We start from the raw sequence: 15,417 nt of genomic DNA on the forward strand, positions 1-15,417 counted from the left end.
TTCGAGACGGCGGTAGCACTATGGTCGGCTGCAATGAATGACAATCGCAGATCGCTCGGCGATCGAGGCCGCGACGATCGTCCGGATCTCGCCCGCCAGGCTCCGGACCGCAACCTGGCGCTGGAACTGGTTCGCACCACAGAAGCAGCGGCCATGGCCGCCTCTCGCTGGATGGGTCGCGGCGACAAGGACGGCGCTGACGGTGCCGCCGTCGACGCGATGCGAGTTGTGCTGAGCACCGTGCCCATGGACGGCATCGTGATCATCGGCGAGGGCGAGAAGGACGAGGCGCCGATGCTGTTCAACGGCGAACTCATCGGCGACGGCACCGGCGCACTCACCGATGTAGCGGTGGACCCGATCGACGGCACCACGCTGACCTCGCTCGGCCGGGGGAACGCCATCTCGGTCATCGCAGTCTCGCCGCGAGGCACCATGCTGGATCCCGGCCCATGCGTGTACATGGAAAAGATCGCGGTGGGTCCCGACGCCAAGGGAGTAGTGGACTTGAACCGCTCGCCGTCGGAGAACCTCCGGGCGATCGCTGAAGTCACCGGGCAAGGCCTGCGGGACCTGACCGCTGTCGTACTGGACCGCGACCGCCACGGTGAGCTGATCCGGGAGATCCGAGAGACCGGCGCCCGCATCCGGCTCATACCCGACGGCGATGTCGCCGGGGCCATTTCCGCGGCGGCCAGCGATACCACTGACGTGCTCTTCGGCATCGGCGGCACGCCCGAGGGCATTATCTCCGCGGCGGCGCTCAAGTGCCTCGGCGGCGAGTTGCAGGGTCGCCTGTGGCCGCGCAACGACCACGAACGGCGAGCGGCCGTAGCGGCCGGTTTCGACCTCGAGCGCGTACTGCACATCGACGATCTGGTGCAGTCCGACGATGTCTTCTTCGCCGCCACGGGCATCACCGACGGAGAGTTGCTGCGGGGTGTCAAGTTCACCGCGCAGCGTGCCACCACCGACTCGCTGGTGATGCGCTCGCGCAGCGGCACAGTGCGGCGCATCGAAGCCACCCACGACATCGACAAGCTCAGCGCCTACGCGGCGGTGGACTTCACCTGAGCCATGGCTGACTCCCGAACCGATATCGCGCCCCAGACAGAGCCAGCGCTCGACGACCTTGAAGAAGGCACGGTGGCCCGCATCGACTTCGGCAAGGTTGCTCAGATCGGCCGCGACAGCCACCAGGTCGTGCCAGTCGTACTGCAGGACGTCGACACCGGCGACGTGCTGTTCGTCGGCTACGCCAACGACGAGGCGTTGCGGCTGACCCTGGAGCGACGCAGCGCCGTGCTGTACTCCACCTCGCGCCATGAGATCTGGCACAAGGGCGCCACCTCGGGCGACACCCTCTCGCTCGTCGACGTGCGCGTGAACTGCGAGCAGAACTCGTTGCTGTACCGGGTGCGGCGCGACGCAGGCGGGGCCTGTCACACACGCGACGCCAGCGGTTCAGCCCGCCCAGGCTGCTACTACCGCTCTGTGGACGACTCGAGCCAGCTGCGCCACCTCAGCAGTTGAACTGTCTCGAAAGCTGAATCAGCGCTGCTACTCGTCGAAGTTCTCGGGCATCAGCACGAACTGATCAGGCAGCTCGATCATGACGAGCCCTCTCAGCGAAGCAGCAGGACTCTCAGATGTTCGCAGACGCCCGGATCACCCTGTGACGACGAGACTTCTCAAGCGGCTCCGGCGACCGCGATGCGCGTCTCGGCCCAAGCCAGCGCAGCCTTGGCCTCGTCGTCGTCTACGTCTGCCGCAAGTGCAGCCTGGGCGGCTTGGAGGTCTGCCTGAGCGGCTGCCACATCGATCTCGTCGGCTGCGAAGGCAGCATCGCTGAGGATGGTGACGACGTTGTTGCTGACTTCCACGAAGCCACGGTTCAGGGCCAGCGTCACGATGCCATCGGAGGCCCACAGCTGGGTCTGCCCAATGTCGAGTGCACCAATGAAGGCAGCGTGGTGGTCCAGGAATGCGATGTCGCCGTCGACCGTGCGAGTCACTACCTGACTGCACTCGCCGCTGAACAGCACCGCTTCGGGCGAGACGAGTTCAACCTGCATTTGGCTCAACCTGCATCCCGTCTGCCTCCGTGTGCCGCTCTGCCGCTGCCGTCGATACCCGAGTCCGCTGCGTGCGCAGGCAGCTCTCAGGCCCCGCCCTGGGCCAGGTCTCGCGCCTTGGCCATCGCGGACTCGGCGTTGCCGACATTGAGGAACGCCTGCTCGGGCAGATCGTCGAGATCGCCGTTGCACAGCATTTCGAACGATTCGATGGTCTCCGAGACTGGCACGAAGACGCCCGGCAGGCCCGTGAAGACCTCGGCCACGAAGAACGGCTGGCTCAAGAACCGCTGGATCTTGCGAGCCCGGTCGACGGTGATGCGGTCCTCCTCGGACAGCTCGTCGAGACCCAGGATGGCGATGATGTCCTGCAGCTCCTTGTAGCGCTGCAGGATCTCCTGCGTGCGCCGCGCCACGGCGTAGTGCCGGTCGCCCACCACCTCGGGGCTGAGGATGGTGGAGGTCGACGCCAGCGGATCCACCGCTGGGTAGATGCCCAGCGAGGCAATCTGCCGGCTCAGCTCGGTCGTTGCGTCGAGGTGGGTGAAGGTGGTGAACGGCGCAGGGTCGGTGTAGTCGTCCGCCGGCACGTACACGGCCTGCAGCGACGTGATCGAGTGGCCCGACGTCGAAGTGATGCGCTCCTGCAGCTCGCCCATCTCGTCAGCCAGGTTGGGCTGGTAGCCGACCGCTGACGGCATGCGGCCCAGCAGGGTGGACACTTCCGAGCCGGCCTGTACGAAGCGGAAGATGTTGTCAACGAACAGCAGCACTTCCTGACCCTGCACGTCGCGGAAGTACTCCGCCATCGTCAGCGCCGAGAGCGCAACGCGCAGCCGCACACCGGGCGGCTCGTCCATCTGGCCGAAGACCAGCGCTGTCTTTTCGAGCACACCGGACTCTTCCATCTCCAGATAGAGGTCGGTGCCCTCACGGGTGCGCTCTCCGACTCCAGCGAAGACCGACACGCCGCCGTGCTGGGAGGCGACACGGTTGATCATCTCGGTGATGAGCACCGTCTTGCCCACGCCGGCACCGCCGAAGAGGCCGATCTTGCCGCCCTCCACGTAGGGCTCGAGCAGGTCGATGACCTTGATGCCGGACTCGAACATCGTCGCCTTCGGTTCGAGCGTGTCGAAGGCCGGCGCGGGACGGTGGATCTCCCACTGATCCGCGATGCCTTCGGTCAAATCGGCGCCGTCGAGCGGCTGACCCAGCACGTTGAAGATGTGGCCGAGCACGCCGTCGCCCACCGGCACGGCGATGCCCCGGCCGGTGTTTGTCACCGTCATGCCGCGGGTCAGTCCGTCGGTGGCCTTCATCGAGACAATGCGAACGCGGTTGTCGCCGATCTGCTGGGCGACCTCGCCGGTGATGGTGACGGGTGCGCCTTCCAGCTCGACATGCATCTCGACGGCGGTGTTGATCTCGGGGAGCGCCCCCGACGGGAACTCCGCATCGATGACCGGCCCGGCGATGGCCACGACGCGTCCATCGGCGTGATCGCCAGTTTCTGCGCCAGTTCTCTCTTCTGTCATCGTCATCGCTGTCTCTCCTCGGAGGCGGGGTTCGGTCTGGTTACTCGCGTGCGCGGAACAGGTTTGCAGTACGAGCTTCGATGGTGTCTGAGAGCAAGTCGACTTCGCCGCCGGCCGTCTGGGACAGTGCCTCGGCGCCGCCGACGATCTCCATGATCTCGGTGGTGATGGCGTCCTGGCGGGCACGGTTCATGACGCGCGTCAGGTTGGTCTTCAGGTCCTCGGCATTGTCGGTGGCCGCCTTCATGGCTCGCTGGCGGGCCGCATGTTCCGAAGCCGAGGCTTCAAGCAGGGCCGAGTACAGCCGGGCCTCGGCGTAGCGCGGCAGCAGACGCTCGAGGATGGCGGCGGGCTCGGGCTCGAACTCATAGCCGCCCGAAGGACCACCGGCCGACCCGTCCCCATCAGCGTCACCGCTGCCGAAGTCGCCGGAGTCCAGTGGCATGAACGGCACGATCGCCACTTCCTGAACGCCCATGGAGTGGAACTGGGTGTAGGACAGCTTCACCTGGCCGCACTCGCCGCTCTCGAACAGCGCCGTGGCCGCCTCAGCAATCCGCTGGGCATCGGAGTAGCTCGGCTGGTCGCTGAAGCCTTCGAAGCCGGCAGCGATGCGGTAGTCCCGGAATCGGAAGTAGCCTTGGGCCTTGCGGCCCGACAGCACCAGTTCGTAGCCACGGCCCGCAGCGGCGTCAGCCGCGATTGCACGCTCGGTGGCTCGCAGGACGTTGTTGTTGTAGCCGCCGCACAGGCCACGATCCGCAGCGATGACCACGTAGGCCACCTTGGCGACGTCGGTCGGCTCGCGCAGAAGCGGGTGATCGGCCTCGCCGCCCGCGGACGCAAGGTTGGCAATGACCGCGGTTACCTTCTCGCTGTACGGCCGTGCTGCGCGTACTCGGGTCTGCGCCCGCACGATGCGTGATGCCGCGATCAGCTCCATGGCGCGCGTGATCTTCTTCGTGGCCTCGATCGACTTGATGCGACGCCGAAGAATGCGCTCCTGACCGCTTGCCATAGAGGATCAGCTCTCCGCGGCGTCGGCGGTGTCTTCGCTGCCAGCGGCGTCCGACGTCACGAACTGGGCGCCGAATGCCTCCACAGCCGCTTGAAGCGCCGCCTCGTCAAGCGCGCCGGTTGAACGGATGTGCTCCATCAGGGCGCTGTGGCGGGTGCTCATGTACGCCAGCAGCTCGGTCTCGTAGCGGTTCACGTCCTCCACCGGGATGCCGTCCACGTAGCCGTTGGTGCCCGCGTAGATGACCACCACTTGCTCGGAGACAGGCATGGGCGAGTTGAGCCCTTGCTTGAGCAGCTCGACGAGTCGGTAGCCACGGCCCAGCTGGGCGGCAGACACGGCGTCGAGCTCGGAGCCGAATGTGGCGAATGCTTCGAGGTCGCGGAACTGAGCCAAGTCGATCTTGAGGGTGCCAGCCACGCTCTTCATGGCCTTGGTCTGCGCAGCAGAGCCCACGCGCGACACCGAGATGCCCACGTCCACCGCGGGACGAACGCCGGACTTGAACAGGTCGTCCTGGAGGTAGATCTGGCCGTCGGTGATGGAGATCACGTTGGTCGGGATGTACGCCGAGACGTCCCCGGCCTTCGTCTCGATGATCGGCAGCGCTGTCAGTGAGCCGGCACCGTTCACGTCGGACAGCTTGGCGGCACGCTCGAGCAGCCGGCTGTGCAGGTAGAACACATCGCCCGGGTAAGCCTCGCGTCCCGGCGGACGGCGCAACAGCAGCGACATCTGGCGGTACGCCTCGGCCTGCTTGGAGAGGTCGTCGTAAACGATCAGTGCGTGGTCGCCGCTCTCCATCCAATGCTGGCCCATCGCGCAGCCGGCATAGGGAGCCAGGTACTTGAACGGTGCAGCATCTGCAGCAGGCGCGGAGACCACGACCGTGTACTCCATGGCGCCGCGCTCCCGCAGCGTGTTGACCACCTGCGCCACCGTCGAGCCCTTCTGGCCGATCGCCACGTAGATGCACTTCACGCCGAGACCGGCCTGGTTGAGGATCGTGTCGACGGCAATCGACGTCTTGCCGGTCTTGCGGTCGCCGATGATGAGCTCGCGCTGGCCTCGTCCGACTGGAGTCATCGAGTCGATGGCCTTGATGCCGGTCTGCAGCGGCTCGTGCACCGGCTTGCGACCCATCACGCCAGGCGCCTGGATCTCCATGCGGCGCTCGATAGCGCCGGTGATCTCGCCTCGCCCGTCGATCGGCTCTCCCAGCGCGTTGACGACGCGTCCCAGCACTGCGTCGCCGACCGGCACCGACAGGATGCGGCCAGTTGCCTTCACGGCCTGGCCCTCTTCGATCGACTCGACGCTGCCGAGCACGACCGCGCCAATGGAATTCTCGTCGAGGTTCAGTGCAAGACCCACGTCTCCGCTGGAGAACTCCAGGATCTCGTTCACCGAGCAGCCCGGCAGCCCTGAGACGCGGGCGATGCCATCGCCCACCTCGAGGATGCGCCCGACAGTGCCAGACTCGATCGACGGGTCGAAACCTTCGAGGTTCCGGCGAATTGCCGAGGTGATATCGCCCGTATCAATGGACAACGGGTTGATGGAAAGGTCGGTCACGACAGGCGCTCCTTCATCTTGTCGAGCCGGGTGCGAACTGAGCCATCGAAGACGGTGTCGCCGATCTGGGCCGACAGGCCTCCGATGATCTCGGGGTCCACTACGACATGGACGGTCACATTGCGGCCGCTGGCCCGGCTGAGCGCTTCGGCAACCCGGGCGATCTGGGAATCGGTGAGTGCGACGGCCGAGCGGACTTCGGCCACCGCTTCTCCTCGCGTGGCAGCCGCCAGCGTGAGGGCTTCGTCCGCGATCGCATCGATTTCGCCGCCGCGGCCGGCACCGACCAGCATCGTCACCACGTTGAGGGTGACTGGCGACGCCTGCGCAGCCAGCAGGTCCTCGATGATGCCGATGCGACGCGAGGCCGGGACCGTGAGGTCGGTCAACACGCGGCGCAGTTCCTCGTTCTCCGCGGCGGCCCGACCGACTGCGGACAGTTCCTCGGTCACGCGGTCGAGCACGTCCTCGGCCTGCGCGATCGCCACAACTGCGCTGGCGTACCCCTCGGTTCGCTCGCTCATTGTTCGATCCTGGTCATCTGCTCATCTCCTGTCCCGAGCCGCACCGGTCGCCGGCCCCGATCAGGAGGCGACAACGGGCGTGACGCGGGACGTTCAGTTCCCCACCCGTGCGATGTAGTCATCGATCAGCTGGGCGTGGGCCGCCTCGTCGATGCTGGCGCGCACCACCTGCTCGGCGGCGCCCACGGCGATCGACGTGATGTCGGCTCGTACCTCGGCCATTGCCCGAGCCCGAGCCGCTTCGATGTCGGCTTCGGCCTGGGCACGGCGCTCGGCGATCTCAGGTTCGATCGCGGCGAGCCGTTCCTGGCGCACTGCCTCGGCAGCTGCCCGTGCTTCTTCGATGATGCGTGCCGCTTCGGCGTTGGCCTCAGCCAGACGAGCGTCGTATTGCGAACGAAGGTCGTCGGCTTCGGCACGTGCGGCGGCAGCGCCGTCGAGGTCGCCCTGGATGCGCTCGGTACGCGCCTCCATCGCACGCCGGATCGGCGGCAGGGCGAACTTCCACATCACGATGAGAAGGATGAGGAAAGCCGCCGAGCCCCAGATGACCTCATTCCACTCGGGAATGATCGGGTTGGAGGTGGCCTCGCCCTCGGTCGCCGCGAGCAGGCCGGATGCCATATTGCTCAAATTGGCGCTCATGTGTGCCTCCTACGCGAAGTTGAGGAGGATGAACACCACGAAACCGATGAGGGCCAAGGCCTCGGTGAACGCGATGCCTAGGAACATGGTCGTTCGGACCATGCCCGCCGACTCGGGTTGGCGTGCCATCGCTGTGATGGCGTTGCCGACGACGAGGCCGATGCCGACGCCCGGGCCGATGGCCGCGAGGCCATAGCCGAGGCCGGCGCCGAGCGCCTTCAGGCCGTCGAGTGCGTTGTCCGCTTGTGCGAGCAATTCCATTACTCGTTTTCTCCTGTGTTGTACGGGTTGATGAGGCAGGGGCCGCAGCGCTGAGGCACGGTGAGGCCGGTGGTCGGGCTGGATCGTTTGGGCTGGTTCCGGGCCTAGTGCTCGGGGTGCAAGGCGCCACCGATGTACACGGCGGCCAGGATCGTGAAAATGAATGCCTGCAGGAACGCGACGAGGATCTCGAAGCCTGTCAGGCCGATGAGCACAACGAATGGAGCCCACACGATGGCTGCCAATGGACTCGTGTCCCACAGCGCAGCAGTGAGCACGCCGAACGTCACGAGTAGCAGGTGCCCGGCAAGCATGTTCGCGAAGAGCCGCACCGCCAGCGAGAAGGGTCGCACGACGAATGTCGAGACGAACTCGACGGGCAAGACGATGATCAGCAGAAGCTTGGGAACGCCCGGCGGGATGGTGACGTTCTTGAGGTAGCCGAACAGCCCGTGGTGTTTGATGCCGATGCTGTTGAAGATCAGATACACCAATAGCGCCAGCACCACCGGCATCGCCATTCGGGCGTTTGCCGGGAAATGGATGAAGGGAAATACCTCGGTGATATTCGAGAAAAAGATGAAGAAGAACAGCGTCAGCAGGAAGGGCAGGTAGCGCAGACCGTCGGTTCCGATGGTCTGCATGATGATGTTCTCGCGGATGAACGTCACCGACGTCTCCGCCACCGTCTGAATGCCACGAGGTGCCGAGATGACCTCCGCCCGCTCGTAACGACGCTTGGCCATCACGAAGATCGTCACGGGAGCGACGAGAGCGAAGATGTAGATGATGCCGACCTTGTTCAGCGCGAACACCGAGTCGTCGAGACCCGGAATGATGTTCGGCCATTCCAAGAGGTGACCGATGTCAGGGAAGGTCAGCGCTAGCAAGTTCACTTCTGCTCCTTGCCGGGACGTTGAAGATCGAGGCCTGGGGCTGCGAGCCGCAGGGAAACATATCGGATCTCCCACGTGAGCAGACCGAGGTGGCTCGCGAGGATGGTGATCGCGATGGGTATGGGCTCGAAAAAGCCGAGCGGGCTGACCGCGAGCACGATGCCGGCGAGCGCCGCGAGACGCACGATGAATCCGCCCAACGTGACACCCATGAGTGCGACCGGCGAGGTGCGTGCACCCCACGCCATCAGCGTCGCGGCCGCAGCAAGATTGCCGATGACCAGCGCGTAACCCAGCGCTGATGAGAGTGCGCCGCCGACGCCCCAGATGAATCCGCTGACGATGACCCAGGCAGGGAAGACCCAGAGGCTGCGACGTGCCATGTCGAACGCGATGTCGCGCTCTGGCGAGCCGTCGTCGCTGGCGGGATACGTGTCGCTGCCGGTTTCGGCTCGTTCGTCGGACGTCGCCGGTGTCATGACTGCGTTGGCGTCGAGGCGGTGTCGGCCTCGAGCGAGACGCCAGTCGGCAGCGATGCCGGCTCGTCGATGCCAGCGGAGCGATCGATGCCCCGCTGCCCGGAGGGACGGCTGGCGGCGATGTCTGCCTCGTGGACTTGCATGCGTTCGGCGTAGCGGTACCACTCGACGAGGAGCTTCATGATGAACGCGACCACACCGAAGCTCAGCGCGAGCCACGGCCCAGTGCCCCACCAGCGATCCAAGCCAAACCCTGCCGCGGCGAAGATCGCCGGTGTCACCACGATCTCGATGGCCTTGGCCAGGCCGTCCTCACTGCCGGTGCGGCTGCGGTTCGTCCGCTTCTCTTCGCGCGCAGCGTGCGATCGCATGGGTCCGGGGGTCTCCGATGCCTGGGTAAGCGTGTCGAAGCGCACCCCGATCAGCGTTCATTTCCGCACGAACTAACGAGGCGAGCGCCAGCCAAGCCGCCCGCAATCTACGGCCTAGACCAAGCCTCCGCACATGAGGCGCGGGTTCACCGACTCGACGCCAACTTGTCGGCTCTTCGCGATTTTTTGGGATGACGGTGGGTTGAGGGTCCTTGGGTAGGGGTCGAGGCCCTGCTGGGTTCGGTGTTTGCAGGCGCCGAGCCCTGGAGGGCCTCGATGGCGAGAGATGTTGTGTCGGTGCGGCTGTGGCTGGCGCAGGTGCGGGTGCTGGGGGTGTTGGTCGACTTGCCCGAGCGGCTGGCGGTGGGGGTCGTCTCGACAGTGCTGGGTCCGAAGTGGCCGCGCTGCGCGACGCCGAGCGGGCGGGTGCATGGCCGCCGCGACAACAAGGTGCGCGATCTGGAGGTGTCGGGTCGGCCGGTGACGCTGGTGTGGCGGCGGCGGCGGCTGGTGTGGGGGCCGTGCGGCGGTCGGTTCTGCGAGGACCGCCCGGCGTTCGAGGGCCGTCTCACGGCCCGGCTGGCCCGTCGTGTGGTCCAGGACGCGCGGGCGATGACGGTCAACGCGGCGGCCCGCCGCCGCCGGCTGGGCTGGGGTCTGGTCAATGCGCTGGTGGTCGTCTATGCGGGGCTGGTCGCGGACCGCCGGCGGCGGCGAGGATGCCGGCTGCTTTTGGTGGAGGGGACCTCGATCCGCCGTGGGCACCGGTACGTGACGGTGCTCGTGAACGGCGACACCGGCGAGGTGCTCGCGATGGTGCCCCACCGCAACGCCCAGGCGCTGTCGGGGTTCCTGGCCTCCCAGGGGCACAGATGGTGCAAGGGCGTGAAGGTCGTGGTGTCCGACGGCTCGAAGCCGTACAAGGCAGCAATCGAACGGCGGCTCGGCCGCGCCCGCCACGTGCTGGACCGGTACCGGGTCATCAGATGGTTCGCAGCGGGGCTGACCGCGGTGCGCCGCGACGTCCAGCGCCGCCCCGAGGGCTCCACCCCGGCGTCCGACCCCGAAGTGTTCCGGGCACGGTTCTTGCTCATGGGCCGCCCCGACACGCTCGACGCCACCGAGCGAGCACGCCTCGACGGCCTCTTCGCCGCCCACCCGAGGCTCAAGGCTGCATGGGCAGCGCTCGGCGAGCTGCACGGCCTCTACCTCGCCAAGGACCGAAAAGGCGCCCTCGAAGCGCTCGACCGGTTCGCGGACATCTACCGCACCGGCCAGATACCCGAGTTCAGCGACATCGTCGACACGTTCCTCGCCTGGCACGAGGAAATCCTCGACTGGCACCGAGCCCCACGGCCCCCCAACGGCCGAATCGACCGGACCGACAACCTGCTGCAGGTCCTGCGCCGCAAAGCCCACCGATTCACCAACTACGCCAACTTCGAAGCCCGCGGCATCCTCATCACACAGCCTGACAACACCGAGCCCAGCAGCCCGATCCCACAAAACCGCGAAGGCTCAACTTGTTTGCGAATCGCACCGATTCAGCGGGGGCGTCGTCTACTGGTTGTAGGGCGGGAAAGCGGCGCAGAGCTCAGCTACTTCGGCGCGCACCTGGGTGATGATCGCTTCGTCATCTGGGGCCCGCAGCACCCGTGCTGTGAACTCGGCGATTCGGGCCATCTCGGCCGGTCCCATGCCTTGGGTGGTGACCGACGGCGTGCCCATCCGCAAGCCACTCGTGACGAAGGGCGAACGGGGGTCGTCAGGGATGGAGTTGCGGTTCAACGTCACGCCGGCTGCATCGAGGGCTTCCTGGGCCACCTTGCCGGTCAGGTCGGCGTCGAACGTGCGCAGGTCGATGAGCAGCAGGTGGTTGTCCGTGCCGCCCGAGACCAGCCGGAAGCCGTGGTTTCCAAGCGCGTCAGCCAGCGCTGCTGCATTCTCGACGATTCGGGCCTGGTACTGGGCGAACTGGGGGCGTGCAGCCTCGGCGAAACCCACCGCCTTGGCGGCAACCGCGTGATCAAGTGGGCCGCCCTGGCTGCCGGGGAATACCGCTGAGTCGATGCGCTTGGCGTATTCCTGAGTGCACAGAATCGTTCCGCCGCGTGGTCCGCGCATCGTCTTGTGGGTGGTGAAGGTGACGATGTCCGCGTACGGCACCGGGTTGATGTGCACGCCGCCCACGATCAGCCCGGCGATGTGCGCGGCGTCGAACATGAACACCGCGCCGATCTCGTCGCAGACCTCGCGGAACGGCACCGGGTCGATGCGGCGCGGATAGGCCGTTGCACCCGCCACGATGAGCTTGGGCCGGTGCTCGCGGGCCAGCTCGGCCATCGCGTCGTAGTCGATCCGCTCGTCGCCTCGCGTCAGGCCGTAGCTGACGAAGTTGTAGAGCCGTCCGCTCACGTTCACCGGCGATCCGTGCGTGAGATGGCCGCCTTGGTCGAGGCTCATGCCCATCACGGTGTCACCGGTGTCGAGCAGCGCCAGGTACACCGCAGCGTTGGCCTGCGAGCCCGAGTGCGGCTGCACGTTCGCGTGCTCCGCGCCGAAGAGCTCCTTCACCCGGTCGATGGCGAGCTGCTCGGCTGTGTCGGCGTTCGCGTTGCCGCCGTAGTAGCGGCGGCGGGGGTAGCCCTCGCTGTACTTGTTGGTGAGCACGCTGCCGGTCGCGGCCATCACCGCGGGAGAGGCGAAGTTCTCTGACGCGATGAGCTGCAGCGAGGTCATCTGGCGTTCGAGTTCGGCTTCGAGCACCGCTTCGATCTCGGGATCGGCGAGCGGTGCCCAGCTCGCAGACCGCGGGTGGGCAGGGCTGCGTGGATTCCCGTCGATCTTGCGGACCCGCGGCTCGTGGCGCCCGCCCTCGAAGGCCGCTCCAAGGAAGGCGTCAAGCGCACCTGTCGCCAGGTCTGCGTCGAGCAGGCGGGCGCCGAGGCAGAGCACATTGGCGTCGTTGTGCTCGCGGGCGAGCCGGGCCGAGGTCTCGTCGTGGACCGTGGCGGCCCGGATGCCCGCCACCTTGCCGGCGGCCATGGCGATGCCAATGCCGCTGCCGCACACGGCTACGCCAAGCTCCGCCGTTCGAGCCGCGACAGCTTCGCCCAGCGCTGCACCGAAGTCGGGATAGTCCACCGAATCGGGGCCGTTCGTGCCGAGGTCGACGACGTCGTAACCGCCTGCACGCAGGTGCTCCGCCAAGCGATCTTTCAGTTCCCAGCCAGCGTGATCGGCGGCGAGCGCAATCACTGGCGCAGGCGTGATTGGGAAATTGTCGTGAGCCACCGCGTAAGTCTCGCAGCCGCCGATGCCCCTCAGGCGCCAGATTCTTCGGGAAATTCTGGGAATTCAAGCGATTCGGCGGGCACGGCACCGGTTCGCAGGACAACGGGCTTGTCTCCGGTGACGTCTACCACGGTGGAGGCGAATCCCCCGAGTGCCCGTCCGCGGATGATCCGTCCAGGCGAGGCCATCTCGCCCGGACGTGTAGCGAGGCTCGCTGCTGCTTCCACGGCGCTGGCCGGCGTCTCGTAGCCGTGACGGTTGGCACTCGTGCCGGTGACGGGCCCGACCTCGTCGATGAGCCAGCGCAGCCAGCCCAGCGCCGGTGCTCGGACTCCCAGGGTCTCCCGGCCGTGCAGCGGGTCTGGACCCCCTCGGCGCCGCGCCACCAGCGTCAGACCACCCGGCCAGTGTCGCTGCGCGAGCGCGCGGGCTTGTGGGGACAGCTCCACTAGTTCGTCGGCCTGTTCGAGGCCGGACACCAGGATCGGCATGGGCTCGCTGTGGGGACGCTCCTTGGCGTCGCACACGCGGGCGACCGCGTCGGTGTCGGCGTAGCGAGCCATGACACCGCAGAGAGTGTCGGTGGGCGCCACGATGAATTCGCCGGCGCGCAGCCTTTCGGCCGCTTGGTCAATGGTCCATGCGTCGGGTTCAGAGCGCGGGCGCGACGCAACGAGCGCCCGATCGAAGCCAGCGAGGTCCCGCTCGATTCGCACCTCTTCGTAACCGTGCGCGACCGCTATGGCTCCGACCGCCGGTGCCTGTGCCGTCGCGATCTCCAGCACGAGCAGACCGCCCGGTGCCAACCAGCTGCGGGCGGTACGCACAATCGTGCCTACCGCGTCGAGTCCGTCCGGTCCGGCGTAGAGCGCCCCGTGTGGCTCCCAGTCGTCGATCTCAGCGGAAAGCACATCGCCGTCGGCCACATACGGAGGGTTGGACACGATGAGATCAAGTCGTTGGAACCGGAGCTCGGTCACGCAGTCGTTCCCGACGTGCAGTCCTTCGAGTGCTTCGAACCAGCTCCCTTGATGGAGTGAGACACGGGTGGCTGCGCTGCCCAGACCAGCCATGTTCGCTGCCGCCAGCGACAGCGCATCGGCTGAACTGTCGGTGGCGAACACGCGGGCCTGGGGCACCTCGTGTGCGATTGACAAAGCGATCGCGCCGCACCCCGTGCCCAGATCGGCCACGTTCACTTCTGCCAGACGCCGGCGGCGCACTGTCCTTTGGAGCCAGTCGATGGCGATGCCCGCAACCACCTCCGTCTCAGGGCGAGGGATGAGCGCACGGCGGTCGGTGGCCAGGTCGAGCTTGCGGAAACCCCAGCTGCCGAGCACGTACTGCAATGGCTCGCCCGCCACCCGACGGGCGGCCATGGCGTCGGCGTGCGCCACCATGCGCACAGTCATCGGCGTCTGCGGTGACAGGGCGACCACGGCGGCGTCGCGCCCGCTGGCTTCCGCCGCGATACGGCGCGCGCTCACCTCGGGTTCGGGCACACCGGCAGCCTCGAACTGCGCACGCAGTCCCCGGTACAGGTCGCCCAGCGTCAGCCCGTCGGGATGGGCCATGACCGAGCTCCGTTCCCTCCCCCGGCGACGGTGTCAAGCACCGCCGTCGGCGACGGCAGCAGCCAAGAGCTGCTCGCGCTCAGCACTCGCGAGAGCTTCGACGATCTCATCCAGCTCGCCGGCCAGCACCCGGTCCAGCTTGTAGATCGTGAGACCGACGCGATGATCGGTGACCCGGCTCTCCTTGAAGTTGTACGTCCGGATCTTCTCGGAGCGGCCTCCGCCGCGGACCTGGTCCCGCTTGTGGGCCGCCACCTCTGCAGCGTGGGCCTCCTGCTGGAGCTGCAGGAGCCGCGAGCGCAGCACCCGCATGGCCTTGGCTCGGTTCTGAAGCTGGCTCTTCTCGTCCTGCATCGACACCACCACCCCCGTGGGCTTGTGGGTGACGCGCACCGCGGAATCGGTGGTGTTGACCGACTGGCCTCCCGGTCCCGATGAGCGGAACGTGTCGACGATGAGATCATTCGGATCGATCTCGACGTCCACTTCCTCGGCTTCGGGCAGCACGCTCACTGTCGCCGACGATGTGTGGACGCGGCCTTGGGACTCGGTCACCGGTACTCGCTGCACTCGGTGCGGTCCGCCCTCGTGCTTCAGCGTCCGCCACACGCCGGGTCCGCGCGCTGCGAACGTCACGTTGGTGAAGCCGCCCATGTCGCTGTCCTGACTGCCGAGCAGCTCGAATGACCATCCCGGCTGCGCGGCCACATACGCCCGGTACATCTCGAACAGGTCTCGTGCCCAGATGTTGGCTTCCTCGCCGCCCTCGGCCCCCTGGATCTCCACGATGACATCGCGCTCGTCGTTTGGATCCTGGGGCAGCAGCAGGTCTTTCAACCGCTCGTCGAGACTTGCTGCTCGCTCGGTCGCGACCTCCAGCATGTCCGAGGCCTCGGCCGCATCGTCGCCGTCGCTGGCGTCGAGAAGGTCCTGGGCAGCTTCGGCGTCGGCCTGTGCATCGCGAGCCTCGTGGGCGACGTCGATGATCTCGCCGATCCGAGCGAGGCGCCGGCCGAGTTCGGCGAACTGCGCTCGGTCGCCCGAGGCAGCGCCTTCGCCGAGTTTCTGCTCCAGCTCGGCCCGCTCGGCTTCGAGCGCGACAAGCCGTTCAGATTCGAAGGCTTCAAAGGCGCCCGACACGCGCTCAGGCTAACTGGGGGGGTAGTG

Annotated in this window: 15 protein-coding genes and 1 pseudogene; 3 read left to right on the plus strand and 13 right to left on the minus strand. The window is 66.8% G+C overall.

What is annotated here, in order from left to right; genetic code table 11:
* Window positions 1–33 precede the first annotated feature (33 nt).
* Window positions 34–1,074, plus strand: a complete 1,041-nt coding sequence (gene glpX / locus ACOCMM_RS15780; protein WP_419554086.1) for a class II fructose-bisphosphatase — start codon at window positions 34–36, stop codon at window positions 1,072–1,074.
* A gap of 3 nt (window positions 1,075–1,077) precedes the next feature.
* Window positions 1,078–1,533 carry a phosphoribosyl-AMP cyclohydrolase gene (locus ACOCMM_RS15785; protein WP_419554087.1) on the plus strand — a complete coding sequence of 152 codons (456 nt, stop codon included), beginning with the start codon at window positions 1,078–1,080 and terminating at the stop codon, window positions 1,531–1,533.
* Between the two features lie 158 nt (window positions 1,534–1,691).
* Here the strand turns inward: ACOCMM_RS15785 and atpC are convergent, their stop codons facing one another.
* From atpC to ACOCMM_RS15835, 10 genes are all read right to left on the minus strand, one after another.
* Entirely contained in the window at window positions 1,692–2,075 is a 384-nt protein-coding gene (atpC, locus tag ACOCMM_RS15790; protein WP_419554088.1) for an ATP synthase F1 subunit epsilon, read from the minus strand.
* Window positions 2,076–2,161: 86 nt separating this feature from the next.
* Window positions 2,162–3,619, minus strand: a complete 1,458-nt coding sequence (gene atpD / locus ACOCMM_RS15795) for a F0F1 ATP synthase subunit beta (protein WP_419554089.1) — start codon at window positions 3,617–3,619, stop codon at window positions 2,162–2,164.
* Between the two features lie 34 nt (window positions 3,620–3,653).
* Window positions 3,654–4,631 carry a F0F1 ATP synthase subunit gamma gene (locus ACOCMM_RS15800; protein WP_419554090.1) on the minus strand — a complete coding sequence of 326 codons (978 nt, stop codon included), beginning with the start codon at window positions 4,629–4,631 and terminating at the stop codon, window positions 3,654–3,656.
* A gap of 6 nt (window positions 4,632–4,637) precedes the next feature.
* Window positions 4,638–6,191: a F0F1 ATP synthase subunit alpha gene (gene atpA, locus ACOCMM_RS15805; RefSeq protein ID WP_419554901.1), complete on the minus strand. Its 1,554-nt coding sequence runs from the start codon at window positions 6,189–6,191 to the stop codon at window positions 4,638–4,640.
* A gap of 11 nt (window positions 6,192–6,202) precedes the next feature.
* Complete coding sequence (gene atpH / locus ACOCMM_RS15810; protein WP_419554091.1) at window positions 6,203–6,730, minus strand: ATP synthase F1 subunit delta; 528 nt, start codon at window positions 6,728–6,730, stop codon at window positions 6,203–6,205.
* 93 nt (window positions 6,731–6,823) lie between these two features.
* Entirely contained in the window at window positions 6,824–7,375 is a 552-nt protein-coding gene (gene atpF, locus ACOCMM_RS15815; RefSeq protein ID WP_419554092.1) for a F0F1 ATP synthase subunit B, read from the minus strand.
* A 9-nt stretch (window positions 7,376–7,384) separates the two neighbouring features.
* A complete protein-coding gene (atpE, locus tag ACOCMM_RS15820; RefSeq protein ID WP_419554093.1) occupies window positions 7,385–7,636 on the minus strand; it encodes an ATP synthase F0 subunit C in 252 nt (83 codons plus the stop codon).
* 104 nt (window positions 7,637–7,740) lie between these two features.
* Window positions 7,741–8,532: a F0F1 ATP synthase subunit A gene (gene atpB / locus ACOCMM_RS15825; RefSeq protein WP_419554094.1), complete on the minus strand. Its 792-nt coding sequence runs from the start codon at window positions 8,530–8,532 to the stop codon at window positions 7,741–7,743.
* Window positions 8,529–9,011, minus strand: a complete 483-nt coding sequence (locus ACOCMM_RS15830; RefSeq protein ID WP_419554095.1) for an ATP synthase subunit I — start codon at window positions 9,009–9,011, stop codon at window positions 8,529–8,531. The genes atpB and ACOCMM_RS15830 overlap by 4 nt, the downstream gene beginning before the upstream one ends.
* Window positions 9,008–9,427, minus strand: coding sequence for an AtpZ/AtpI family protein (locus ACOCMM_RS15835; RefSeq protein WP_419554096.1), 420 nt, complete (start codon window positions 9,425–9,427; stop codon window positions 9,008–9,010). Before ACOCMM_RS15835 ends, ACOCMM_RS15830 begins: the two co-directional genes overlap by 4 nt.
* A gap of 231 nt (window positions 9,428–9,658) precedes the next feature.
* Here ACOCMM_RS15835 and ACOCMM_RS15840 point away from each other — a divergent pair.
* Window positions 9,659–10,783 (plus strand): annotated as a pseudogene (locus ACOCMM_RS15840) (ISL3 family transposase); the annotation flags it as partial.
* Between the two features lie 159 nt (window positions 10,784–10,942).
* Here the strand turns inward: ACOCMM_RS15840 and rpiB are convergent.
* From rpiB to prfA, 3 genes are read right to left on the minus strand one after another with little or no spacing between them, the layout of a single operon-like run.
* Window positions 10,943–12,676: a ribose 5-phosphate isomerase B gene (gene rpiB / locus ACOCMM_RS15845; protein ID WP_419554097.1), complete on the minus strand. Its 1,734-nt coding sequence runs from the start codon at window positions 12,674–12,676 to the stop codon at window positions 10,943–10,945.
* A 29-nt stretch (window positions 12,677–12,705) separates the two neighbouring features.
* The gene (gene prmC, locus ACOCMM_RS15850; RefSeq protein WP_419554098.1) at window positions 12,706–14,250 is read right to left on the minus strand and encodes a peptide chain release factor N(5)-glutamine methyltransferase; all 1,545 of its coding nucleotides are present in this window, start codon (window positions 14,248–14,250) and stop codon (window positions 12,706–12,708) included.
* 33 nt (window positions 14,251–14,283) lie between these two features.
* A complete protein-coding gene (prfA, locus tag ACOCMM_RS15855) occupies window positions 14,284–15,390 on the minus strand; it encodes a peptide chain release factor 1 (RefSeq protein WP_419554099.1) in 1,107 nt (368 codons plus the stop codon).
* Window positions 15,391–15,417 lie beyond the last annotated feature (27 nt).

Source organism: Candidatus Poriferisodalis sp. (assembly GCF_965198245.1).
GTDB lineage: Bacteria > Actinomycetota > Acidimicrobiia > Acidimicrobiales > Poriferisodalaceae > Poriferisodalis.

Coding starts and splice junctions, on each gene's coding strand:
- atpH (WP_419554091.1), bottom strand. CDS start 6,730: ATGAGCGAGCGAACCGAGGGGTACGCCAGCGCAGTTGTGGCGATCGCG.
- atpE (WP_419554093.1), bottom strand. CDS start 7,636: ATGGAATTGCTCGCACAAGCGGACAACGCACTCGACGGCCTGAAGGCG.
- ACOCMM_RS15830 (WP_419554095.1), bottom strand. CDS start 9,011: ATGACACCGGCGACGTCCGACGAACGAGCCGAAACCGGCAGCGACACG.
- atpF (WP_419554092.1), bottom strand. CDS start 7,375: ATGAGCGCCAATTTGAGCAATATGGCATCCGGCCTGCTCGCGGCGACC.
- atpC (WP_419554088.1), bottom strand. CDS start 2,075: ATGCAGGTTGAACTCGTCTCGCCCGAAGCGGTGCTGTTCAGCGGCGAG.
- atpD (WP_419554089.1), bottom strand. CDS start 3,619: ATGACGATGACAGAAGAGAGAACTGGCGCAGAAACTGGCGATCACGCC.
- glpX (WP_419554086.1), top strand. CDS start 34: ATGAATGACAATCGCAGATCGCTCGGCGATCGAGGCCGCGACGATCGT.
- ACOCMM_RS15800 (WP_419554090.1), bottom strand. CDS start 4,631: ATGGCAAGCGGTCAGGAGCGCATTCTTCGGCGTCGCATCAAGTCGATC.
- ACOCMM_RS15785 (WP_419554087.1), top strand. CDS start 1,078: ATGGCTGACTCCCGAACCGATATCGCGCCCCAGACAGAGCCAGCGCTC.
- prmC (WP_419554098.1), bottom strand. CDS start 14,250: ATGGCCCATCCCGACGGGCTGACGCTGGGCGACCTGTACCGGGGACTG.